The 21488-nt window shown below is 67.8% G+C and carries 19 protein-coding genes and 1 pseudogene; 14 read left to right on the top strand and 6 right to left on the bottom strand.

Translation table 11 applies throughout. The features are described from left to right. The first annotated feature begins 77 nt into the window (after positions 1-77). Entirely contained in the window at positions 78-1484 is a 1407-nt protein-coding gene (locus G6N66_RS00945; protein ID WP_085235483.1) for an amino acid permease, read from the top strand. Positions 1485-1535: 51 nt separating this feature from the next. On the opposite strand, the gene G6N66_RS00940 is transcribed toward G6N66_RS00945, so the two are convergent. Next, entirely contained in the window at positions 1536-2102 is a 567-nt protein-coding gene (locus G6N66_RS00940; protein ID WP_085235482.1) for a nucleotidyltransferase family protein, read from the bottom strand. Between the two features lie 50 nt (positions 2103-2152). Between G6N66_RS00940 and G6N66_RS00935 the strand changes: the two genes are divergently transcribed. The 9 genes and pseudogenes from G6N66_RS00935 (at position 2153) to G6N66_RS00895 (ending at position 13683) form a co-directional block, all read left to right on the top strand. Further along, on the top strand, positions 2153-4480 hold the full coding sequence (locus tag G6N66_RS00935) for a xanthine dehydrogenase family protein molybdopterin-binding subunit (RefSeq protein WP_085235481.1): 2328 nt from the start codon (positions 2153-2155) through the stop codon (positions 4478-4480). Further along, the gene (locus tag G6N66_RS00930) at positions 4477-5358 is read left to right on the top strand and encodes an FAD binding domain-containing protein (RefSeq protein ID WP_085235480.1); all 882 of its coding nucleotides are present in this window, start codon (positions 4477-4479) and stop codon (positions 5356-5358) included. The genes G6N66_RS00935 and G6N66_RS00930 overlap by 4 nt, the downstream gene beginning before the upstream one ends. Continuing rightward, the gene (locus tag G6N66_RS00925) at positions 5351-5830 is read left to right on the top strand and encodes a (2Fe-2S)-binding protein (RefSeq protein ID WP_085235479.1); all 480 of its coding nucleotides are present in this window, start codon (positions 5351-5353) and stop codon (positions 5828-5830) included. The genes G6N66_RS00930 and G6N66_RS00925 overlap by 8 nt, the downstream gene beginning before the upstream one ends. A gap of 119 nt (positions 5831-5949) precedes the next feature. Continuing rightward, the gene (locus G6N66_RS00920; RefSeq protein ID WP_139825454.1) at positions 5950-6474 is read left to right on the top strand and encodes a hypothetical protein; all 525 of its coding nucleotides are present in this window, start codon (positions 5950-5952) and stop codon (positions 6472-6474) included. A 108-nt stretch (positions 6475-6582) separates the two neighbouring features. Further along, positions 6583-7044: a peptide-methionine (R)-S-oxide reductase MsrB gene (gene msrB, locus G6N66_RS00915; protein ID WP_232079441.1), complete on the top strand. Its 462-nt coding sequence runs from the start codon at positions 6583-6585 to the stop codon at positions 7042-7044. Between the two features lie 26 nt (positions 7045-7070). Next, entirely contained in the window at positions 7071-7532 is a 462-nt protein-coding gene (locus G6N66_RS00910; RefSeq protein ID WP_085235476.1) for a hypothetical protein, read from the top strand. A 138-nt stretch (positions 7533-7670) separates the two neighbouring features. Next, positions 7671-9356 (top strand): Hsp70 family protein, encoded by a 1686-nt coding sequence (locus G6N66_RS00905; RefSeq protein WP_163645754.1) that lies wholly within the window; start codon positions 7671-7673, stop codon positions 9354-9356. Positions 9357-9460: 104 nt separating this feature from the next. Beyond that, the gene (locus G6N66_RS00900; protein WP_085235447.1) at positions 9461-12364 is read left to right on the top strand and encodes a heterodisulfide reductase-related iron-sulfur binding cluster; all 2904 of its coding nucleotides are present in this window, start codon (positions 9461-9463) and stop codon (positions 12362-12364) included. A gap of 48 nt (positions 12365-12412) precedes the next feature. Further along, positions 12413-13683, top strand: a pseudogene (locus tag G6N66_RS00895) (pyridoxal phosphate-dependent aminotransferase). Between the two features lie 6 nt (positions 13684-13689). Here G6N66_RS00895 and G6N66_RS00890 read toward each other — a convergent pair. After that, the gene (locus tag G6N66_RS00890) at positions 13690-14013 is read right to left on the bottom strand and encodes a PE family protein (RefSeq protein ID WP_085235448.1); all 324 of its coding nucleotides are present in this window, start codon (positions 14011-14013) and stop codon (positions 13690-13692) included. Positions 14014-14112: 99 nt separating this feature from the next. Between G6N66_RS00890 and G6N66_RS00885 the strand changes: the two genes are divergently transcribed. Further along, positions 14113-15381 (top strand): YibE/F family protein, encoded by a 1269-nt coding sequence (locus G6N66_RS00885; RefSeq protein WP_085235458.1) that lies wholly within the window; start codon positions 14113-14115, stop codon positions 15379-15381. On the opposite strand, the gene rfbA is transcribed toward G6N66_RS00885, so the two are convergent. Genes rfbA through G6N66_RS00870 form a run of 3 tightly spaced genes read right to left on the bottom strand, consistent with a single transcriptional unit; the run spans position 15329 to position 17336 of the window. Further along, positions 15329-16198 (bottom strand): glucose-1-phosphate thymidylyltransferase RfbA, encoded by an 870-nt coding sequence (gene rfbA / locus G6N66_RS00880; RefSeq protein WP_085235449.1) that lies wholly within the window; start codon positions 16196-16198, stop codon positions 15329-15331. The two genes, G6N66_RS00885 and rfbA, sit on opposite strands and share 53 nt — an antisense overlap. 18 nt (positions 16199-16216) lie before the next feature. Then, positions 16217-16561, bottom strand: coding sequence for a hypothetical protein (locus tag G6N66_RS00875; RefSeq protein ID WP_085235450.1), 345 nt, complete (start codon positions 16559-16561; stop codon positions 16217-16219). A 19-nt stretch (positions 16562-16580) separates the two neighbouring features. After that, on the bottom strand, positions 16581-17336 hold the full coding sequence (locus G6N66_RS00870; protein WP_085235451.1) for a maleylpyruvate isomerase family mycothiol-dependent enzyme: 756 nt from the start codon (positions 17334-17336) through the stop codon (positions 16581-16583). Positions 17337-17549: 213 nt separating this feature from the next. Between G6N66_RS00870 and G6N66_RS00865 the strand changes: the two genes are divergently transcribed. From G6N66_RS00865 to G6N66_RS00855, 3 genes are all read left to right on the top strand, one after another. Continuing rightward, positions 17550-17951 carry a limonene-1,2-epoxide hydrolase family protein gene (locus tag G6N66_RS00865; protein WP_085235459.1) on the top strand — a complete coding sequence of 134 codons (402 nt, stop codon included), beginning with the start codon at positions 17550-17552 and terminating at the stop codon, positions 17949-17951. A gap of 56 nt (positions 17952-18007) precedes the next feature. Continuing rightward, positions 18008-19306 (top strand): adenylate/guanylate cyclase domain-containing protein, encoded by a 1299-nt coding sequence (locus G6N66_RS00860; RefSeq protein ID WP_085235452.1) that lies wholly within the window; start codon positions 18008-18010, stop codon positions 19304-19306. Positions 19307-19446: 140 nt separating this feature from the next. Continuing rightward, the gene (locus G6N66_RS00855) at positions 19447-20085 is read left to right on the top strand and encodes a hypothetical protein (protein WP_085235453.1); all 639 of its coding nucleotides are present in this window, start codon (positions 19447-19449) and stop codon (positions 20083-20085) included. On the opposite strand, the gene G6N66_RS00850 is transcribed toward G6N66_RS00855, so the two are convergent. Next, positions 20082-21407 carry a UDP-glucose dehydrogenase family protein gene (locus tag G6N66_RS00850; RefSeq protein WP_085235454.1) on the bottom strand — a complete coding sequence of 442 codons (1326 nt, stop codon included), beginning with the start codon at positions 21405-21407 and terminating at the stop codon, positions 20082-20084. The genes G6N66_RS00855 and G6N66_RS00850 overlap by 4 nt on opposite strands. Positions 21408-21488 lie beyond the last annotated feature (81 nt).

The raw sequence follows: 21488 nt of genomic DNA, 5'->3' as shown, positions 1-21488 counted from the left end.
CCGGCCACCCCGTTGACGAGCCAGGCACGCGCGGGTCGGTTAGCCTGACAGCCAGTCCGGCGATAGGAGCTCCCGCAATGGCGCCACCCCTCGACGCCGCCGCCGAGCGGCTGACCCGTGAAGACGCCGGCTATCACAAGTCCCTCAAGAACCGCCAAATCCAGATGATCGCCCTCGGCGGTGCGATCGGCACGGGTCTCTTTCTCGGCGCCGGAGGACGGCTCGCGTCGGCCGGACCCGGTCTGTTCATCGTCTTCGGCATCTGCGGCATCTTCGTCTTTCTGATCCTGCGCGCGCTGGGCGAGCTGGTGCTGCACCGCCCGTCGTCGGGATCATTCGTGTCCTACGCGCGCGAATTCTTCGGGGAGAGAGTGGCTTTCGCCGCCGGCTGGATGTACTTCCTGAACTGGGCGATGACCGGCATCGTGGACACCACCGCGATCGCGACGTACTGCCGCTACTGGCACGCGTTCCAAATCGTCCCGCAGTGGCTCCTCGCGCTGATCGCGTTGGTCGTGGTGGTGTCGATGAACCTGATCTCGGTCAAGCTGTTCGGCGAATTGGAGTTCTGGGCCTCCTTGATCAAGGTGCTGGCGCTGGTGACGTTCCTGGTGGTTGGCACGGTCTTCCTGGCCGGCGGCTTCAAGGTCGACGGTCAGGACACCGGCCCGGGGCTGTGGAGCAGCCACGGCGGGCTGATGCCGACCGGGCTGCTGCCACTGGTGCTCGTCACCTCCGGCGTCGTATTCGCCTATGCCGCTATCGAATTGGTGGGCATCGCGGCGGGGGAAACCGAGAACCCGGAGAAGGTGATGCCGCGCGCGATCAACTCGGTGGTGTTCCGGATCGCGGTGTTCTACATCGGGTCGACCGTGCTGCTCGGCCTGCTGCTGCCCTACACCTCCTACAAGGCCGGGGTCAGCCCGTTCGTCACCTTCTTCGCCAAGGTGGGGTTCCAGGGGGCGGGCAGCCTGATGAACCTCGTGGTTCTCACCGCCGCGCTGTCCAGCCTAAACGCCGGGCTGTATTCGACGGGCCGTATCCTGCGGTCGATGGCGATGAACGGCAGCGGCCCGAAGTTCACCATGCCGATGTCGCGCAACGGCGTGCCCTACGGCGGCATCCTGCTGACCGCCGGCATCGGCCTGTTCGGCATCGGGCTCAACTTTTTCGTTCCGCACCAGGCCTTCGAGATCGTGCTGCACATCGCCTCGGTGGGTGTCGTGGTGGCCTGGGCCACGATCGTGGCGTGCCAGCTGAAGTTCCATCAGCTGGCGAAAAGGGGCGAGCTGGAGCGGCCCAAGTTCCGGATGCCGTTTGCGCCCTACAGCGGTTGGGCCACAATGGCATTCCTGATCGGCGTCATCGTGCTGATGTTCTTCGACAAGGTGCAAGGCCCGTGGATGCTGGGCGCGGCGGTGATCGGCATTCCCGCGCTGATCGGCGGCTGGTTTCTGGTCCGCGATCGCGTACGGGCGAGTTGACTCTGCGCGTATGGCGCAAAAGTGCGAGTAGGGCCCGCCACCAACGCAGAGTCAACGTGGGGTGTCGACGTCCTCACCCCCGGCGAGGTCGGCGCAGTCGACGTTTTCCACATCTGGCCGTCCGCGCAGGTATGCGCCCGCGCCCTGATCTCCGGATAGCTGCTCCAGCACCGCCGGCCAGTGCCGGCGCGCGATGACGACGGGATGGCCGGGACGAGCACCGAACCAGGCGCGTGCCAGCCCCGCTTGCGACGACAGCGCACGCTGCAGCACCCGGCGCACCACGGCGGCGCCCACGTCGGGGGTGTCGACGACGTGCAGGACGGCGTAGTCCGCGCCCATGCCCTCGGCGCCGAGCAGGCCCGCCCGAACCGAGGCGCTCAGGCCAGCATCCCAGTCCGACGCGACGACCACGGCCACGCCCGGCGGGGCTGGCACCTGAGCCGCGCCGAGAACCAGGATCACGTCCGTGCAGCCCCCGTCGCACAGCGCGCCAAGGGCGGTCGCAAGCCAACCCTCGACCAGCACCTTCGGCTTGCCGTAGCGCCGGCCGGCGCCGGCGGCCAGCAAGACCCCGACGATGCGGGCCGACGATTCCTCCGACGGCGGTAACGGCACTCTCCTATGATGACATTCACCTTCTCACTAAGTGACAACGCTGGAGCGCCATGACTCAGGACGTGCGAGTGCCCGTTGAGCCCCGGTACGCCGGAACCCGGGTGCCGCGGGTGGAAGACGGCCGCCTGCTGACCGGTCACGGCAGCTTCGTCGACGACATCTCCCGGCCCGGAATGCTGCACGCCTGCTTCGTGCGTTCGCCGTTCGCCCGCGCCCGGATCAACGGCATCGACGCCTCGGCGGCGCTGGACCTGCCCGGCGTGCACGCGGTGTTCACCGCCGCCGACCTCAACCCGGACGTCAAGGAGGCGTGGCACGCCGTCGCGGGCAAGGACGTCCCGGACACCCCGCGCCCGCCGCTGGCCGAGGGCGAGGCCAAGTTCGTCGGGGACCCCGTTGCGCTCGTCGTCGCCGAGAGCCGCTACCTAGCCGAGGACGCGCTCGAACTGATCGACGTGGACTACGAACCGCTGCCCGCGGTCAGCGACTTCACCCGCGCGCAGACCGCCGAGGTGGTGGTGCACGACGCCTACCCCGACAACGTCGCGGGCGGCATGGCCGGAGCGCCGCCGGACGAGGAGATCTTCGCCAACGCGGCCTACACCGTCGAAGAGACTGTGTACCAACAGATTTACGCGCCGGTGCCGATCGAGACCCGCGGCCTGGTCGTCGAGTGGACGGCGGCCACCGGAGAGCTGACGCTGTGGGCGTCCACGCAGACTCCGCACGAGTTGCGGGCGTTCTGCGCGCGGCTGTTGGGCATTGCGGCACAACGGGTTCGGGTCATCATGCGCGATACCGGCGGCGGCTTCGGCCAGAAGGTCGTCCCGATGCGCGAAGACATGTGCATCATGCTGGCCGCGCGCAAGGTCCCGGCGGCGCTGAAGTGGATCGAGGACCGGCGCGAGAACCTGATGTCGGCCGGGCAGGCCCGCCACGTCGACGGCACCGCCCGCATGGCCTTCGACGACGACGGCAACATCCTGGCGGCGGACATCAACTTCGTGCAGGACGTCGGGGCCTATCCGACCCCGTACCCGGTGCTGACGACGGCCGCCATCGGCATGTTCTTCCCCGGCCCCTACCGCGTGCCCAAGTCCAGCTTCAACTACAAGACGGTGTTCTCCAACACCAGCGGCCTGGCCGCCTACCGCGGTCCCTGGCAATACGAAACGCTGGCGCGCGAGATCCTGCTGGACATCGCCGCGCGCAAGATGAACATGGATCCCCTCGAGTTGCGTCGGCGAAACCTGTTGCACGGCAACGAGATGCCTTACGTCAATCCCAACGGCATGCCGTACGATCACGTCGCTCCGATCGAGACTCTGGAGCAGGCCGTGAAAATCCTTGACCACGAAGGCTTTCGGAAGGAACAGCAAGAGGCGCTGGCGCAGGGCCGCTACCTCGGGCTCGGCTACTCGGCCTACATCGAGCCCACCGGCGCCGCCACCGGCCACCTGGGCACCGAAGGCGCCACCATCCGGATGGAGCCGACCGGCAAGATCAACGTCTACGTCAACGGCGGATCGACGGGGAACAGCATCGAGACCACCGTCGTCCAGCTGACCGCCGACGTGCTGGGCGCCCACATCGACGACGTGGCCACCATCCAGGGCGACACCGCCGTCACCCCGTACGGGGCCGGCACCCAGGGCAGCCGCAGCGGCCCAATGACCGCCGGGGCCGTCAACGAGGCCGGGACCATCCTGCGGGGGCGCCTGGTGGCGCTGGCCGCACACCACCTCAAGGTCGCCGAATCCGAAGTGCTGCTGGAACAATCGACGGCCACCGTTCGGGACGATCCGTCGAAGACGGTGTCCTTCGGCGAGCTCGCCTACCAGGCCTACTACTCGCCGCAGCAGCTGCCCCCGGGAGTCTCGTGCCTGGAGGTGACCGCCCGCTTCGCCTCGCCGAACCCCATCCACTGGGCCAACGCCACCCACGCCTGCACCTGCGAAGTGGACGTGACCACCGGCAAGGTCACGCTGCTGCGCTACATCGTCAGCGAGGACGTCGGGCCGATGATCAACCCCGCGGTCGTGGAGGGCCAGATCGCCGGCGGCACGGTCCAGGGCATCGGCGGCGCGCTGATGGAAGACCTGGTCTACGACGACGACGGCAACCCGCTGGCCACCACCTTCGTCGACTACCTGCTGCCGACGGCCACCGAGGTCCCGCCAATCGAATTCGGCCACGTCGAGATCCCCGGGCCCGGGCCCGGCGGGTACAAGGGCTGCGGCGAGGGCGGCGCGATCGGCTCGGTGCCGGCGGTGATCAACGCGATCAACGACGCCCTGGCGCCGCTGGGCGTGACGGTCACCCGGCTGCCGGCCAGTCCCGCGTCGATCGCGGCTTTGCTGACGGGAGACGGCGAATGAAGCCCGCCGCGTTCGACTATCACCGCCCCGACACCGTCGAGCAGGCGGTGGGCCTGCTCGCCGAGCTGGGCGATGACGCGAAGGTTATCGCCGGCGGCCAGAGCCTGGTGCCGATGCTGTCGATGCGGCTGGCCTACTTCGACCACCTCATCGACATCTCCCGGCTGAGCGAGCTGCAGGGCATCGAGCGGCGCGGTGAGGAACTGTGGATCGGCGCGGGCACCACCGAGGCCACGGTGGGTGCGGATGCGCAAGTACGCCAAGCGGTTCCGCTGCTGACAAAGGCGACCCCGTACGTCGGGCACTTCCAGATCCGCAACCGCGGCACCCTGGGCGGGTCGATCGCGCACGCGGACGCGGCGGGCGAATACCCCGCCGTCGCCCTGACCCTGGACGCGGTGATGGAGGTGGCCTCGCCGCGCGGACGGCGCGAGATCGCCGCCGCGGATTTCTTCACCGGCGTGTGGGAGACCGCGATGGAGCCCGACGAGATGCTTACCGCGGTGCGATTCCCGGTGTGGGGCAACAGGTCTGGCTTCGCGGTGCACGAATTCGCGCGTCGTCACGGCGATTACGCGATCGCCGGCGCGCTGGTCGCGGTCCAGTTGGACCAGGACGACCGGGTGTCACGCTGCGCGATCGGGCTGCTGGGACTGGGCAGCACGCCCCGGCGTGCCACCGCGGCCGAGCAGGCCGTCGTCGGCAAGCGGGTCGGCGAGGTGACACCCGAAGAGATCGGCCGGCTCGCGATGACGGGACTCGACGACATTCCGGAAGACCTACAGGGGTCGGCGTCCTACCGAAGAAGGGTCGGCGCCGCAATGACGGCGCGCGCCTGGACCGAAGCAACCCAGGAGGCGGGGGCGAACAATGCATGACAAACCGGTCCACTTGTCGGTCAACGGGACTCCGATCGCGGCCACCGTCGAACCCCGCATGACGCTGGCGGATTTCCTGCGGGACCGATGCGGCCTCACCGGCACCCATCTCGGCTGCGAACACGGGGCGTGCGGCGCCTGCACCGTGCTGGTGGACGGCGCCGCCGTGCGGTCGTGCCTGCTGTTCGCGGTGCAGGCCGACGGCGCGGAGGTCACCACGGTCGAAGGCGTCGCCGCACCGGACGGCACGTTGTCACCGGTGCAGGCCGCGCTGCGGGAATGCCACGGGCTGCAATGCGGCTTCTGCACTCCGGGTTTCGTCATGTCGCTGACCGCGCTGCTGCGCGACAATCCCGACCCGACGGACGCCGAGATCCGCGAGGGCCTGTCCGGAAACTTCTGCCGGTGCACCGGCTATCAGGGAATTGTCGCCGCCGCCCATCGGGCCGCCGAGTCGGTGCCGCAGCGGTAACAGCTTGCCATCGGCGCCGTTCCAAATGCGCGTCACTGCAGTAACTTGCGTAACGTCTTGCGTACTCTTGGCGCGTGCGGTTACTGCATCAGGCACGCTGGGCCCTGCTGGCCGGCGTCATGCTGGTTGCTGGCTGCAGCACGGTCATCGAGGGTAGGCCCGTCGCGCTGCCGGGGACGGGACCAACCGAACCGTCGTTCCCCACCGCGCGGCTGAGCCCCGAGCCGAGCATCCCGACGCCGGCACCCACCGCGGGCCCAGGCCCCACCGCCGGGCCGGCCAACCCAACCGCCCCGGCCGGCGCCATTCCCCTGCCGCCCGACCAGAACGGCTACGTGTTCATCGAGACCAAGTCCGGCGTGACGCGCTGCCAGATCAACAAGGACAGCGTCGGCTGCGAAGCACCCTTCACCAACTCACCCATGCAGGACGGCGAACACACCAACGGCGTCAGCATCACCGCCGGCGGCTCCGTCCAATGGGTGCTGGGCAACCTCGGCGCCATTCCGACCGTCACCATCGACTACCGGACCTACGACGCGCAGGGCTGGACGATTGACGCCACCACCGACGGCACCAGGTTCACCAACAACCACACCCACCACGGCATGTTCGTCAGCGTCGAGAAGGTCGACACGTTCTAGGCGCCGGCGTTACGTTGGTGGCGCCGGATTCCCTTCTCAGCTCAGGATTCTCAAGCCATGGACGTGACCCGACGACGGTTTCTGATCGCCGCGCTGTCGACGGTCGCGATGACCGCCTGGGCCGACGGCGTCGCGTGGGCGTCACCGGACGGCCAGTTCGTGGTGACCCACACCGACGCCGAGTGGCAGAACCTGCTGACCCCGACCCAATACAACGTGCTGCGCAAGGCGGGCACCGAGGCCCCGTACAGCAGCCCGCTCAACGACGAGCACCGCCGGGGTTTTTTCAGCTGCGCGGGCTGTGCGCAGCACCTGTTTTCCTCGGAGACCAAGTTCGACAGCGGCACCGGGTGGCCGAGCTTCTGGAAGGCGCTCGAGAATGCGGTGCTCGAACGCCCGGACACCAGTCTGGGCATGACGCGCACCGAGGTGCTCTGCAGCCGATGCGGCGGCCACCTCGGCCACGTGTTCAACGACGGACCCCGGCCCACCGGCCTGCGCTACTGCATGAACGGCGTCGCGATGACCTTCACCGCGTCGCCCCCCGGCACGGCTGATGAGCAGCGCTGACAGCTGGGATCAGTACCATCGTTCCCGTGGCAGGCAACGGCCCATCCGACGACTTCAACAATCAACAGACCACGAAGGCCGCCTACGGCCTGGAGGAGACCGCCGAACCCGAACGCGAGGGGTTCCAGCCGTCGCCGTGGTATCGCAGTCCCCCGCTGCTCATCGCCTGGCTGCTGCTGGTCCTGATCCTGATCGCGCTGATCGTCTACGGGATCGGCGAGTTGATCGGCGGCAACGAAAGAACCACCCCGGTGCCGTCGACGACGACCAGCACGACCGCGCCGACGTCCACCACCGAAACGACCCCGACGACCACCACCTCGCCACCACCGCCGAGCACCACCACCGAAACGACGCCGCCCCCAACCAGCGAAGCGCCGCCGCCGCCGACGCACCAGCAACCGACCTACCAGCCGACCAATCCGCCGTCGACGAGGCATCACCCGCACCTGCCTCAGCTGCCGCCGGGGATACACCTGCCATTTTGAGTGCCATTTTGATTGCCATTTCGATGCCGTTTTGATCTCCGGCGGCGCGCGTGCCCAGCGTCCGGGCCGCGGTGATCCCGCTATGGTGAGGACGGCGAGCCGACAGCCAGCGATCCGACAAACACAGGGGTAAGCGATATGACCGAGTCGCTGGGGTTGTCGATCGGGGCGGCCAATCTGGTCGCCGCGCGGGCGGGCAGCGCCCCGGTGCGCCGCACATCGGTGTTGACCATCTTCGACCACCGAGCCGGCGAGGTCGGCCTGCCGGAGGAAAACCCGAACCTCAACGAGCCCGGCCTGGTGATGCGGGGATTCGTCGAGCGGGTCGGCGACGGGTCGCCGTTGGTGGCGGCCGACGGGACGAAGTACCTCGGCGAGGCGCTGATGGTCGAAGCGCTCGAGGCGATGGCGCGAACGGTCGGCTACGGCACGCCGATCACCATCGCGGTCCCCGCGTATTGGACCGAGCGACAGACCGCGGCACTGCGCGACGAGTTTTTCGCCCAGCCGGCCTTGGCGCCCGACGGTGTGCCTCCGCTGCTGCTCTCGGACGCCACGGCCGCGCTGACCGCGCTGCGCACCACCCCGGGGTTCCCGACGCACGGCGTCGTCGCGCTGTGCGACTTCGGCGCCGGCGGGACCACCGTCACCCTGAGCGATGCCGGGTCGAACTTTCAGCAAGTGGGCTCGTCCGTCCGCTACCCCGGGTTCGCCGGCGACGAGATCGACCAGCTGCTGGTAAATCACCTGCGGGACAGCGGATCCGGCGCCGACACCGGCGCCACCATGCGGATGGGATCGCACACCCGGCTGCTGGGCGAATGCCGGCGCGCCAAGGAAGCACTGTCGGGTGCCGGTGAGGCGACCATCGCGACGGGCGAGTCAGCTATCCGGCTGTCCCGCAACGAATTTGAGCAACTGATCGCCGGTCCGTTGGATCGTTTTGTGTCCACCGTCGAAGATATCTTGCAGCGCAACGGAATTCGCGGCAACCTGGCGGCGGTGGCCACCGTCGGGGGCGGCGCCAGCATTCCTGCGCTCGGTGCCCGACTGTCCGAACGCCTGCAGGTACCCATCCTCAACACCGCGCAACCCGTGGCCAGCGCCGCGGTCGGCGCCGCGGTGCTCGGCCAGCAGCGGTCGTCGGCGGGCGCGCCGACGGCCGCGGCGGCGGTCGTGGAAGTCCCTGAGCCGACGCAGTTGGCCCCCTCCGCCGCTCCCCCGACCCAGGCGGTGCCCACCGCGTCGGCGCCGCCGGCGCCGCTGGCCTGGTCCGAAGACGCCGACGCGGCCGACGAGCCCGTCCCGTACACCGGCGGCGAACACAGCGGCGAATACGCCCGCGAGGCAGCGGAATTCGATGACGCCGAGGACAACCGGTACGCGGCGGAGGCTGGAACACTGCCCTGGTACAAGCGCACCGCGCTGGTGCTCACCGTGGTCGGCGCCGCGCTGGCCGTGCTGGTGGCGGTGGTGCTGGCGCTGATGACCCGCACCACGCAGAACAACCCGGTCAACACCACCCCGCCGAGCGCGCCCCCACCGACACCACAGACCGTGACGATCACCGCGCCCGACAGCAGCACGTCCACCACGGTGATCATGCCGCCCCCGCCACCGCCGACGACCAGCAACCCGCCGCCGGTGACGACCACCTATGAGCCCCCCACCACCACGTACACCCCGCCGCCCACCACGACGGCCCCGCCGGTGACGACCACCCAGCCGCCGGTGACGACGACCCAGCCACCGGTGACGACCACCCAGGCGCCGCCCACCCGGGAGAGGCCGTTCCCGCGCTTCGAGCCGCCCTGGCGGCGGTGACCACCGCTACTTAGGGCAGCCTTTCTCGCGTCGTGACCGGCGCAGATGTCACTATGGGCAAACTGATTGCACGCGTAAATGAATAGGTATTGGGGAGACTTTCGGTGACCACGCAGACGCTCATCAGGTTGGTGCTGGGCCTCAGCATGACGGCAGTCGTGGGTTTGTTCGCCGCGCGGCGCGTCTTGTGGCTGTTCAAGCTGGTCATGTCCGGTCAGCCGGTGAGCGGGCGCACCGACGAGCTGGGCACCCGGGTGTGGACCCAGATCGCCGAGGTGTTCGGGCAGCGCCGGCTGCTGAAGTGGTCGCTGCCGGGCTTGGCGCACTTCTTCACCATGTGGGGCTTCTTCATCCTGCTCACGGTCTACATCGAGGCCTACGGCGTGCTGTTCCAGCCCAACTTCCACATCCCGATCATCGGCCGCTGGGACGCGCTGGGCGCCCTGCAGGACTTCTTCGCGCTGGCCGTGGCGACCGGCATCATCACCTTCGCGATCATCCGGCTGCGCAGCGAGCCCAAGGAATACGGTCGCAGCTCCCGGTTCTACGGTTCGCACACCGGCGGGGCGTGGCTGATTCTGTTCATGATCTTCAACGTCATCTGGACGTACGCCATCTTCCGCGGCGCGTCGGTGAACGCCTTGGGCGACGAGTTCCCGTACGGCAAGGGCGCATTCTTCACCCACTTCATGGGCAACTTGATGGCACCGCTGGGACACAACGCCAACGAGATCATCGAGACCGTCGCGCTGATGCTGCACATCGGCGTGATGCTGTCGTTCCTGCTGATCGTGTTGCACTCCAAGCACTTGCACATCTTTCTGGCGCCGATCAACGTCACCTTCAAGCGGCTGCCCGACGGGCTGGGGCCGCTGCTGCCGGTCGAATCGGACGGTAAGCCGATCGACTTCGAAAACCCGCCGGACGACGCCTCATTCGGCCGCGGCAAGATCGAGGACTTCAGCTGGAAGGGCATGCTCGACTTCGCCACGTGCACCGAGTGCGGGCGCTGCCAGTCGCAATGCCCGGCATGGAATACCGGCAAGCCGTTGTCGCCCAAGCTGGTCATCATGGACCTGCGGGACCACTGGATGGCCAAGGCCCCCTACCTGCTGGGCCAGCAGACCGCCGAGCCGCTTGAGGGTCTGGACCTCGAGACGGTCAAGGAAGAGGGCCACCACGTGCCCGAGTCCGGCTTCGGCCGGGTGCCCGGGCACGGCCCCGAGCAGGCGACCCGCCCGCTGGTCGGCACCGCCGAACAAGGCGGCGTCATCGACCCCGACGTGCTGTGGTCCTGTGTGACCTGCGGCGCCTGCGTCGAACAGTGTCCGGTGGACATCGAGCACGTCGATCACATCGTCGACATGCGGCGCTACCAGGTGATGATGGAGTCGGAGTTTCCCGCCGAGCTGTCCACGTTGTTCAAGAACCTGGAAACCAAGGGCAATCCCTGGGGGCAGAACGCCGCCGACCGCACCAACTGGATCTCCGAGGTCGACTTCGACGTGCCGGTCTACGGCGAGGACGTCGACAGCTTCGACGGCTACGAATACCTGTTTTGGGTGGGCTGCGCCGGCGCCTACGACGACAAGGCCAAAAAGACCACCAAGGCAGTCGCCGAACTGCTGGCCATCGCCGGGGTCAAGTACCTGGTGCTGGGCACCGGGGAGTCCTGCAACGGCGACTCGGCGCGCCGGTCCGGCAACGAGTTCCTGTTCCAGCAGCTGGCGCAGCAGGCCGTCGAGACGCTGGACGGGCTGTTCGAGGGCGTGGAGACCGTCGACCGCAAGATCGTGGTCACCTGCCCGCACTGCTTTAACACGTTGGGCAAGGAGTACCGACAGCTGGGCGCGAACTACAGCGTGCTGCACCACACCCAGCTGCTCAACCGGCTGGTGCGCGACAAGAAGCTGGTCCCGGTCAGTCCCGTCTCCCAGGACATCACCTACCACGACCCGTGCTACCTGGGCCGGCACAACAAGGTGTACGAGGCGCCGCGCGAGCTGATCGGGGCCGCGGGAGCGACCCTGACCGAGATGCCGCGCCACGCCGACCGTAGCTTCTGCTGCGGCGCGGGCGGTGCCCGCATGTGGATGGAAGAGCACATCGGCAAGCGGATCAACCACGAACGCGTCGACGAGGCGCTGGCCACCGGCGCCGCGACCGTCGCCACCGGCTGCCCGTTCTGCCGGGTGATGGTCACCGACGGCGTCAACGACCGGCAGGAGGAAGCCGGCCGCAGCGGCGTCGAGGTGCTCGACGTCGCCCAGATCCTGCTCGGGTCGCTCGAGTACGACAAGGCGACGCTGCCGGAGAAGGGCACGGCCGCCAGGGAAGCAGAAGCGGCCGAAGAACGCGCCGCCAAGGCGCCCAAGGCTGCCGCGCCCGCCGCCCCGGCCGAGGCGCCCGCGGAGGAAGAAGCCCCCGCAGAGACGGACAAGCCCACCGCAGCCAAGGCCGCGCCCGCCCCCGCCAAGGGCCTGGGCATCGCGGGCGGGGCGAAGAAGCCGGGCGCCAAGAAGGCCGCACCCGCCGCGGAGGCGAAGACGGCCGAGGCACCGGCCGCGCCCGCCAAAGGGCTCGGGATGGCCGCCGGCGCCAAGAAGCCGGGCGCGAAGAAGGCGGCGCCGCAAGCCAAAGCCGAAACCGCGGAACCCGCCGCGCCGGTCAAGGGCCTGGGCATGGCCGCCGGCGCCAAGCGCCCCGGCGCGAAGAAGGCCCCCGCCGCGGAAAAGCCGGCAGCCGAGCCGGCTGCGCCCGCCGAAGAGGCCAAGGCGCCCGCGGCACCGGTCAAGGGCCTGGGCATCGCGGCCGGCGCCAAGAAGCCGGGCGCCAAGAAAGCCGCGCCGGCCCCAACACCGGCCCCAGCGAAGGCCGAGCCCGAAGCAAAGCCGGAAACCCAGCCGGAATCCACGGCCGACAAGGAACCCGCGGAACCGGCCCCGCCCACGGCGCCGGTGAAAGGCCTGGGCATCGCGCGGGGGGCCCGTCCGCCGGGTAAGCGCTGATCACGGTTCGGTAAGAGTCAGCAAATATCGGTAGACAGCAATGGCACCATGGTGAGGTGAGCACCCACCAGCTGCCCGTGCACGCCCCCGGTCATCACCGGCCGCGGTCGTTCGCGCAGTCGTCCAAGCTTCAGGACGTCTTGTACGAGATCCGCGGCCCGATACATCAGCACGCGGCGCGGTTGGAGGCCGAAGGCCACCGCATCCTCAAGCTCAACATCGGCAACCCGGCGCCGTTCGGGTTCGAGGCCCCCGACGTGATCATGCGCGACATGATCCAGGCGCTGCCGTACGCGCAGGGCTACTCCGATTCGAAGGGCATCCTGCCGGCCCGCCGCGCGGTGGTCACCCGCTACGAGCTGGTCGACGGCTTCCCCCGCTTCGACGTCGACGACGTCTACCTGGGCAACGGGGTCTCCGAGCTGATCACGATGACGCTGCAGGCCCTGCTGGACAACGGTGACCAGGTGCTGATCCCGGCGCCCGATTACCCGCTCTGGACGGCGTCGACCTCGCTGGCCGGCGGCACACCGGTGCATTACCTGTGCGACGAGACCCAGGGCTGGCAGCCCGACATCGCCGACATGGAAGCCAAGATCACCGAGCGCACCAAGGCGCTGGTGGTGATCAACCCGAACAACCCCACCGGCGCCGTCTATAGCCGCGAGATCCTCACCCAGATCGTCGACCTGGCCCGCAAGCACCAGCTGCTGCTGCTCGCCGACGAAATCTACGACAAGATCCTCTACGACGACGCCAAGCACATCAGCCTGGCCACCCTGGCGCCCGACCTGCTGTGCCTGACGTTCAACGGCCTGTCCAAGGCGTATCGGGTCGCCGGATATCGGGCCGGGTGGCTGGCCATCACCGGGCCCAAGGACCACGCCGGCAGCTTCATCGAGGGCATCAGCCTGCTGGCCAACATGCGGCTATGCCCCAACGTTCCCGCGCAGCACGCGATCCAGGTCGCCCTCGGCGGCCACCAGAGCATCGAAGACCTGGTGCTGCCCGGCGGCCGGCTGCTCGAGCAGCGCGACGTGGCCTGGACCAAACTCAACGAGATCCCCGGGGTGTCCTGCCTCAAGCCCGAGGGCGCCCTGTACGCGTTCCCGCGGCTGGATCCCGAGGTCTACGACATCGAGGACGACGAGCAGCTGGTCCTCGACCTGTTGCTGCAGGAAAAGATCCTGGTCACCCAGGGCACCGGGTTCAACTGGCCGGCGCCGGACCACCTGCGGATCGTCACGCTGCCGTGGTCGCGTGATCTCGCCGCCGCGATCGAGCGGCTGGGAAACTTCCTGACCAGCTACCGGCGCTAAGGGGAATTACCCGAGCAGGTCGCGCACACCCATCTGCATAATTTGCGCGTTGTCCGCCTCGGCGGTCGCATACGCCTGGCCCGCGGCACTTACCGCCTGGACAAACTGCTGGTGAAAGTCCGCGATCTGAGCCCGGACGCTCTGGAATGCCTCGGCGTGCCCGGAGAACATCTGCCCGATGGCCACCGACACCTGGTCGGCGGCCGCCGCGAGCTCGCCCCTGGTCGTGGCCCCCGCCACCGCGGACGCAGCATCGATCGTCGAACCTATGTTCGACAGATCTTGGGCGGCGCTTGCCACCGCTTCGGTTGCCGCGACGACAAACGACATACCGGTCCCTCCGATGCTAATGACCAGATCGTATCGCCGTTCGGGTGGCCAGTCCCGGAATTGGCCAACCTGGTGATCAATAACCCTACCGTGGATCGGGTGACCCACTCGCACAACTTTTCGTCGGGCCCGTCACCGCTGGATCCGCTGCCCGCCAAGATCGTGGTAGGGCTGCTGGTCGCGATCGGTATCGGGGTGATCGCCGGTGCGGTCTGGCTCTGGCCCAGCCGCGAGCATGTCGACATTCCGCTGCCCTACCAGAGCGCCTCGGGCGGCGCGGTGACCACGGTGAGCGGGCACGTCCTGTCCAGCGGGATGGGCGACTGCGGCAGCCCGTCGGCCGGTCAGGTGCTGACCACGGCACCGCTTCCGGCGATCCCGGGGGCCGGGCGATGCGCGCTCACCCGAGTCGCGATCGATTCCGGACCGAACGCCGGCACCAGCACGTTGCTCGAGTTCTCCCCCGGTCCCGGACAGCCGCGGCTCGGCGCGGGTGATCACATCCGGGTGATCCGCACCGTCGACGCGCAGGGCGCCACGACGTACGCGTTCTACGACTTCGAGCGGGGCTGGCCGCTGGTGGTCCTTGGCCTGGCGTTCGCGGTAGTGATCGTCGCGGTGGCCCGCTGGCGCGGGCTGCTGGCGCTCGCCGGCATCGTGGTCGCCTTCGCCGTGCTGGTGCTGTTTCTGCTGCCGGCGCTGCGCGACGGCGCGCCGGCGGTCCCGGTGGCGCTGGTGGCGTCGGCGGCGATCCTGTACGCGGTGATCTACCTCGCGCACGGGGTCAACCTGCGGACCAGTGCGGCCCTGCTGGGCACGTTGTCAGCGCTGCTGCTGGCGGCGGGCTTGTCGTGGGGGGCGATCGGCCTGGCTCATCTGACCGGCTTGTCGGACGAACAGAACTCCCAGGTCACCGTGTACCTGGGCAATGTGTCGATCAGCGGCCTGCTGCTGGCAGGCTTCATCATCGGGTCGCTGGGTGTGCTGAACGATGTCACCGTCACCCAGTCGTCGACGGTGTTTGAGCTGGCCCGGCTCGGCGGGAACACCTCGCGCCGGGCGATCTTTGGCGGAGCGATCCGGGTGGGCCGCGACCACATCGCCAGCACGGTGTACACGTTGGTGCTGGCCTACGCCGGCAGTTCGCTGCCGCTGCTGTTGCTGTTCAGTGTCGCCAACCGGTCGCTGAGTGACGTGCTGATCAGCGAGAGCGTGGCCATCGAGCTGGTCCGCTCGGCGGTTGGCGGCATCGCCCTGGCGCTGTCGGTGCCGCTGACGACGGCAATCGCCGCGGTGCTGGCCAAACCGGGCGGCGTTACCGCGGACGTTCCAGCAGCTCCAGCAGGTAGCGGCCATAGCCGGACTTGACCACGGTGCGCGCCCGCTCGGCCAGTTCCTGGTCGGTGATCCAGCCGTGCCGCCAGGCGATTTCCTCGGGAACGCTGACCTTGAGGCCCTGCCGTCGTTCCAGCGTGCGGACGAAGTCGCTGGCGTCCAGCAGCGAGTCGAACGTGCCGGTGTCCAGCCAGGCCGTGCCGCGGGCCATCTCCTCGACCGCCAGCTGCCCGCGGTTGAGATAGATCCGGTTGACGTCGGTGATCTCGTATTCGCCGCGCGCCGATTTCTTCAGGCTCTTGGCGATCTCGATGACGTCGTTGTCGTAGAAATACAAACCCGGGATGGCGTAATTGGACTTCGGTGTTTCGGGTTTCTCCTCGAGTGACAGCGCGATGCCGTCGGCGCTGAATTCGACGACACCGTAGGCCGACGGATTGGCGACCCAATAGGCGAAAATGGCTCCGCCGCTTATGGATTGGAAGCGGCTCAGGCTGGTGCCCATTCGGGGTCCGTAGAAGATGTTGTCCCCCAACACCAAAGCCGCGGAATCGTTGCCGATGTGGTCGGCGCCGAGGACGAAAGCCTGTGCCAGACCGTCGGGTTGGTGCTGTTGGACATAGGTGAGGTTGATGCCGAATTGCGAGCCGTCGCCGAGCAGCCGCTGGAACCCGGCCGCGTCGTGCGGAGTCGTGATCACCAGGATGTCCTGGATGCCGGCCATCATCAGCGTCGACAGCGGGTAGTACACCATCGGCTTGTCGTACACCGGCAGCAGCTGCTTGCTGATGCCCATGGTGATCGGATGCAAGCGGGTCCCCGAACCCCCGGCCAAGATGATTCCGCGCATATAAAGCTCCTTTTGCCCCTACCTCACCAGGTCGGCCTCGGAAAGCTCGGTGGCTTCCAGCGCCGACGCCAAGCCATCATGCCGGAACACCGAGGTGACGCGGTCGCGAACAACACGAAATGCCAGCGCAGCGTCATCGAGTTCGACGACGACGATGCCGTCGCGCACGTACATCTGGCCCAGCTCCGCCCCCGTCGTCTGCTGCGCTTCCGCCCATCGGCGTAGCGCCGCATGCCCCTGGGCGGCTCCATGCGCGTCGCCGATGTCGATGTCGCCGCTGGACAAGGCCACCAGGGTGTCGAGGTCCGCGGCGTTGAGGGCGTCGTGCCAAGCCAGCACGGTGGCGATCTCCGATGTGGTCATGGTCTGCAAGCTTAAAGACTTAAAGGGGTGTGCGATCCAGCCATCGTTGCCAGGTGGCGGCGTCGCCGTAGAGCTCAATGGCGGTGTCGGCGACCGGCACTCGGCGCAGCATCGCCAGCAGCAGGTCGGTGGCGCCCCCGCGCAGCGCCACGGTGCCCTTGCCGTGTTCGTGTGCCCAGCTGATCCCGCCGTCGTTGACGCCGACGGTCCATTCGCCGGCTTCACCGAGGCCTTCGTCGGTGGCGTGCAGATGCAGGGTGTCGCCGTTCTCCAGCGGCAGCGGGGCGCCGTTGCCTCCGGCCTGGATCGCGACGCGTTCCAGCCACTCGGTGATCCCGTCGGCCGCGATCTGGGATTCCAGCGTGAAGGCTGCGCCTATCGCGATGGCGACGTCGGCGCGGTGCACCGCCACCTCGTGCAGTCGTCGCCGGATCCACCAGTTCGCCGGGCGCGGGCCGAGGAAGGTCCAGACCGGGGCCTCGACCCCGGACAGCTCGACCGCGTCGATCAGCCGTCGCGCGCCGCCGCGCAGCCAGGAGATGGTGTCGTCGGTACCCGGCGGCGGCTTGCCGCCTTCGACCTCGCGGGGATCGAGGTAGTCGTCACGCCTTTCGCTGACGATCTGCGCCGCCCAGCGGTCGCCCCGACCCACGTGCCGCAACAGCTTCTGGATGTCCCAGCCCGGACAGGTGGGCACCGGCAGGGATTGGTCGGCGTCGCGGATCAGATCCGCAAAGACGCGGTTCTCCTCGAGCAATGCGGCCGCGTAATCCACGACGATCAGGCTACGCCCGCTCGGGGTTATCCATGTTGCGACTTCATCGAGAGCCGTCGATTCCGACGGAGCCGCCCGATACCTCTTTCTAACTGTATGAAACTGCGATGAATTTGGCGGCACACCATTCGTCTTTCCCTACACGAGGTATCTAATGGCTTGCACCTCTTCCGAGCGCACCTGGGAGCTCCCGACAACACACTGCGAGGCGCGATGAAGCCTGAGGAGATCGTTCGGGCCGAGATGGCTGCATGGGGAAGAAACGACGTCGACGAGGTCATGAGCCACTTCGCCGAAGGTGCGCGTTTCGATATTGGTCCGGCCTATCCGAAGCTCACAGGCCGCGACGCCATCGGCAAACTCATGAAGCAATTTTTTGGGCGCGGAACGTGCGTTGAGCTGGAAATCCGCCATCTAGCCGTGGACGGGAATGTGGTGCTGATGGAGCGCCGCGATCATTGGATCCTGGACGGGAAAGACACAGGTTGGCCCGTGATGGGCGCCTACGAGGTGCGCGACGAAAAGATCACGGCCTGGCGGGAGTACTTCTACCCACCGACTGAAAGCGCCTTCAACGGACAGCGGCAGGCAGCAACTCGCCAAAGGACGCATTAATAGGCACATAAAAATGCACCGAAACCAGACCCGGTTCCCGGCTTAGACTTCCGTAAATGTTCTCGGAGACGCGCTATGCGCTGAACGGGGACTTGCGCGTCGCTTATCGCGCCTCCGCTGAGCGCGAGCGCGACATTGTGTTCGTCCCAAACTGGTTCACAAACTGTGAGGTCTTTCCGGAGCTGCCGTCGCTGCAAGGGTGGGCCGAGGCGATGACATCGCTTGGTCGGCTGATCTTCTTCGATCAGCCTGGCACGGGAGCATCGGATCCCGTCGCGCCGGGCGCGCTGCCGACCTTGGAGCAGTGGGCCGACAGCATCACCGCTGTGTTGGACGATCTCGGGAGTCGCGAGGCGGTTCTTTTGGCACCCAACGGCGGGTCCGCGCCGGCCGCGCTGTTCGCGGCGACGCATCCGTCTCGAACAACCGCGCTGGTGGTGCTCGAGGGCTACTCGGGCACAGAGCGACTAGCGCCCAAGGAAGTCCGGGCCGCCGTGCCCGCCACGTGGGGGACGGGAGAGTTCCAACATGCGCTCAATCCGGATATGCCGTGGAACGAAGAGATTCGGGCAGCCTGGGCGCGACACGAACGCCTGGCGGCGAGCCCAGGGGCCCTATCTCTCGTGCTGAGTCTCGCAACCGAATTGGATGTGCGGGCGATCCTGCCGACGATCCGCGTGCCAACCCTCATCCTGCACCACACCGACGACGCGTTGGTCCCGACCGCTGGCGGGAAGTTCATCGCTGATCGCATACCGGGCGCGAAGTACGTTGAGCTACCAGGACGCAACGCGTTCCAGTTCGTCGACCCGTGGCACCAGTCCTTCCGCGAGGTCGCCGAGTTCCTCACCGGCCAGCGGCCCGACGTGCCAGATGATCGGGTGCTCGCCACGGTGCTCTTCACCGATATCGTTGACTCGACGCGCCGCGCGGCGGAGATCGGCGACCGTGACTGGCGTGCGTTGCTTGATGCCCACGACGCCGTCGTACGGTCACAGCTTGCACGGTTTCGCGGTCGCGAGGTGAACACGTCGGGCGACAGCTTCCTGGCGATGTTCGACGGCCCGCAACGGGCGATCCGCTGCGCCATCGCGATCCGCGATGCGGTGCTGGCGTTAGGCATCCAGGTGCGCGCCGGATTGCACACCGGCGAGTGCGAGGTCCGCGGCGATGACATCGGTGGGATCGGTGTGCACATCGGGGCGCGGGTGAGTGCCCTGGCCGGGCCCAACGACGTACTGGTGTCCAGCACGCTGCGCGACCTCGTGATCGGGTCAGGACTTGCATTCGAGGATCGCGGCGCGCACGAGCTTAGGGGCGTGCCCGGCGAGTGGCGCCTCTTTGCCGTCGCATAGCTTCTTGCGCATGGCACCACTTGCTCGAAGCTTCTGGTCGAGGCCAATGGCCGAGCGGATCTGATCCGGATTTAACGTCCCCGACCCCGCCCCGACACGACTTGGCGCAACATTGATTCGGGAGAGGGAGTGCCTCAGCGATGAAAGTGATCAACAACCCCTTCTGGGATGCCGTCAAGGATTTCGTTGCCGCCGATAGCTTCCGGGGCAACCCGGTGGTCGGCGAGTTCCGCCTGGACCGGCCCGTCGCCGAGAGCATGGCCCTGCTCCCGAACCGGCAGCTGCTCGTCCGGAAGTACTGCTGGACCATTCCCGACCCCGATACCGTCGCGTTCGTGGCCGAGCACGCGCACGGCGGCTTGGTCGATCCCATTGCGGGCACGGGGTATTGGGCCTACCTGCTTGCACAACTGGGGATCGACGTCGCCTGTTACGACCTGAACCCGGGCGCGACGTTGGTCACCAACGGTTGGCACGGCGGCGACCTGTACGCCGAGGTCGCCGCGAAGGACTGCGCCGAAGCGGCGGCGCTGCACCCCGACCGCACGCTGTTCCTGTCCTGGCCACCCTTCGCCCAGGATGTCGGTGCGCGAATAGTGAAGGCCTACAACGGGAATCGCATCATCTACATCGGCGAGCAGCAGGGCCACACCGGCGACGAGGAGCTGCACCGGTTGCTCGGCAGAGACTGGATCGAAGTGGATTCGCGCCAGCCAGTCCAATTTTGGGGTGTTTACGATCAGCTGACGGTGTACCAGCGCGCCGCCTCGGGACCCTAAGGCAGCGGCGCGCCCAGCCGGAATACCCGCCAACCGGCGGCCTGCCAGAGTCGGGCATCGAGGCAATTGCGGCCGTCGACGATGACCCGGGCCCGCACCCGCTCGGCCAGATCGCCGGGGGCGAGGTCGATGAACTCCTGCCATTCGGTCAACACCAGGACCGCGTCGGCGCCCTCGCACGCCTCGGCGACGGTCACCGCGTAGTTCAGCGTGGGGAATTGCCGACGGGCGTTGTCCAGGGCCTTCGGGTCGTACACGTTGACCGCGGCGCCGTTGAGCTGTAGCTGGCCCGCCACGTTGAGCGCGGGCGAGTCCCGCACGTCGTCGGATTCGGGTTTGAAGGCCGCGCCGAGCACGGCGATGTTGGCGCCCAGCAGCGAGCCGCCGCACGCGGCGGTGGCCACTTCGACCATCCGGGTGCGCCGGCGCATGTTGATGCTGTCCACCTCGCGCAGAAACGTCAGCGCCTGGTTGGCCCCCAGTTCGCCGGCCCGGGCCATGAACGCGCGGATGTCCTTGGGCAGGCATCCTCCGCCGAAACCCAAACCGGCGTTGAGGAATTTGCGCCCGATCCGCGAGTCGTACCCGAGCGCATCGGCCAACACGGTGACGTCCGCTCCCGCCGCCTCGCACACCTCGGAGATCGCGTTGATGAACGAAATCTTGGTTGCCAGAAAGGCATTGGCCGACACCTTGACCAACTCCGCGGTCTGCAGATCGGTCACCAAGAACGGCACATCGGCGTCGAGCATCGGTGCGTAGAGCTCGCGCACCACCGCCTCGGCTCGGGGCGAATCATCCTGCACGCCAAGCACAATGCGATCCGGTTCCAAGGTGTCGCGCACGGCGAAGCCCTCGCGCAGAAACTCTGGATTCCAGGCGATCTCGACGTCCACTCCGGGACGCGCCAGCGCCGCGGCCCGCTGGCCCAACTCGGCCGCGGTGCCCACCGGAACCGTCGACTTGCCAATGAGCACAGCCGATCTGGTCAGCTTCGGCACCAGCGTGTCGATCACGGCATGCACGTGGCGCAGGTCGGCTCCGTATTCGCCCTTCTTCTGCGGCGTGCCGACGCCCAGGAAGTGCACGTCGGCGAACTCGGCGGCCATGTCGTAGTCGGTGGTGAACCGAAGCCGGCCCGCGGCAAGGTTTTTGGTTAGCAGGTTGCGGAGGCCGGGCTCGTAGAAGGGGATGTCGCCGCCGGCCAGCTTGGCGACTTTGCCCGGGTCGATGTCGACGCCGACGACCTCGTGCCCGAGTTCCGCCATCCCGACGGCGTGGGTGGCGCCCAGGTAGCCGGTGCCAAAGACGGCGCAACGCATACCACCGTGTGTAGGTGGCCGCGATGAGCTAACCGCATCGCGCTGTTGAGCGGCAGGCAAACGCCAGGTGACAGGTGCAGG

Source organism: Mycobacterium conspicuum, assembly GCF_010730195.1.
GTDB classification, from domain to species: Bacteria; Actinomycetota; Actinomycetes; order Mycobacteriales; family Mycobacteriaceae; genus Mycobacterium; species Mycobacterium conspicuum.
Note: the sequence above shows the minus strand (reverse complement) of the source record. Positions and strands in the feature narration are given on the sequence as shown.

What these genes read in the sequence shown, in the direction of transcription:
- G6N66_RS00875 (WP_085235450.1), bottom strand. Translation starts at nt 16,561, where the DNA reads ATGACCACATCGGAGATCGCCACCGTGCTGGCTTGGCACGACGCCCTC.
- G6N66_RS00930 (WP_085235480.1), top strand. Translation starts at nt 4,477, where the DNA reads ATGAAGCCCGCCGCGTTCGACTATCACCGCCCCGACACCGTCGAGCAG.
- G6N66_RS00905 (WP_163645754.1), top strand. Translation starts at nt 7,671, where the DNA reads ATGACCGAGTCGCTGGGGTTGTCGATCGGGGCGGCCAATCTGGTCGCC.
- G6N66_RS00935 (WP_085235481.1), top strand. Translation starts at nt 2,153, where the DNA reads ATGACTCAGGACGTGCGAGTGCCCGTTGAGCCCCGGTACGCCGGAACC.
- G6N66_RS00855 (WP_085235453.1), top strand. Translation starts at nt 19,447, where the DNA reads ATGAAAGTGATCAACAACCCCTTCTGGGATGCCGTCAAGGATTTCGTT.
- msrB (WP_232079441.1), top strand. Translation starts at nt 6,583, where the DNA reads ATGACCGCCTGGGCCGACGGCGTCGCGTGGGCGTCACCGGACGGCCAG.
- G6N66_RS00925 (WP_085235479.1), top strand. Translation starts at nt 5,351, where the DNA reads ATGCATGACAAACCGGTCCACTTGTCGGTCAACGGGACTCCGATCGCG.
- G6N66_RS00860 (WP_085235452.1), top strand. Translation starts at nt 18,008, where the DNA reads ATGTTCTCGGAGACGCGCTATGCGCTGAACGGGGACTTGCGCGTCGCT.
- G6N66_RS00850 (WP_085235454.1), bottom strand. Translation starts at nt 21,407, where the DNA reads ATGCGTTGCGCCGTCTTTGGCACCGGCTACCTGGGCGCCACCCACGCC.
- rfbA (WP_085235449.1), bottom strand. Translation starts at nt 16,198, where the DNA reads ATGCGCGGAATCATCTTGGCCGGGGGTTCGGGGACCCGCTTGCATCCG.
- G6N66_RS00920 (WP_139825454.1), top strand. Translation starts at nt 5,950, where the DNA reads ATGCTGGTTGCTGGCTGCAGCACGGTCATCGAGGGTAGGCCCGTCGCG.
- G6N66_RS00865 (WP_085235459.1), top strand. Translation starts at nt 17,550, where the DNA reads ATGAAGCCTGAGGAGATCGTTCGGGCCGAGATGGCTGCATGGGGAAGA.
- G6N66_RS00945 (WP_085235483.1), top strand. Translation starts at nt 78, where the DNA reads ATGGCGCCACCCCTCGACGCCGCCGCCGAGCGGCTGACCCGTGAAGAC.
- G6N66_RS00890 (WP_085235448.1), bottom strand. Translation starts at nt 14,013, where the DNA reads ATGTCGTTTGTCGTCGCGGCAACCGAAGCGGTGGCAAGCGCCGCCCAA.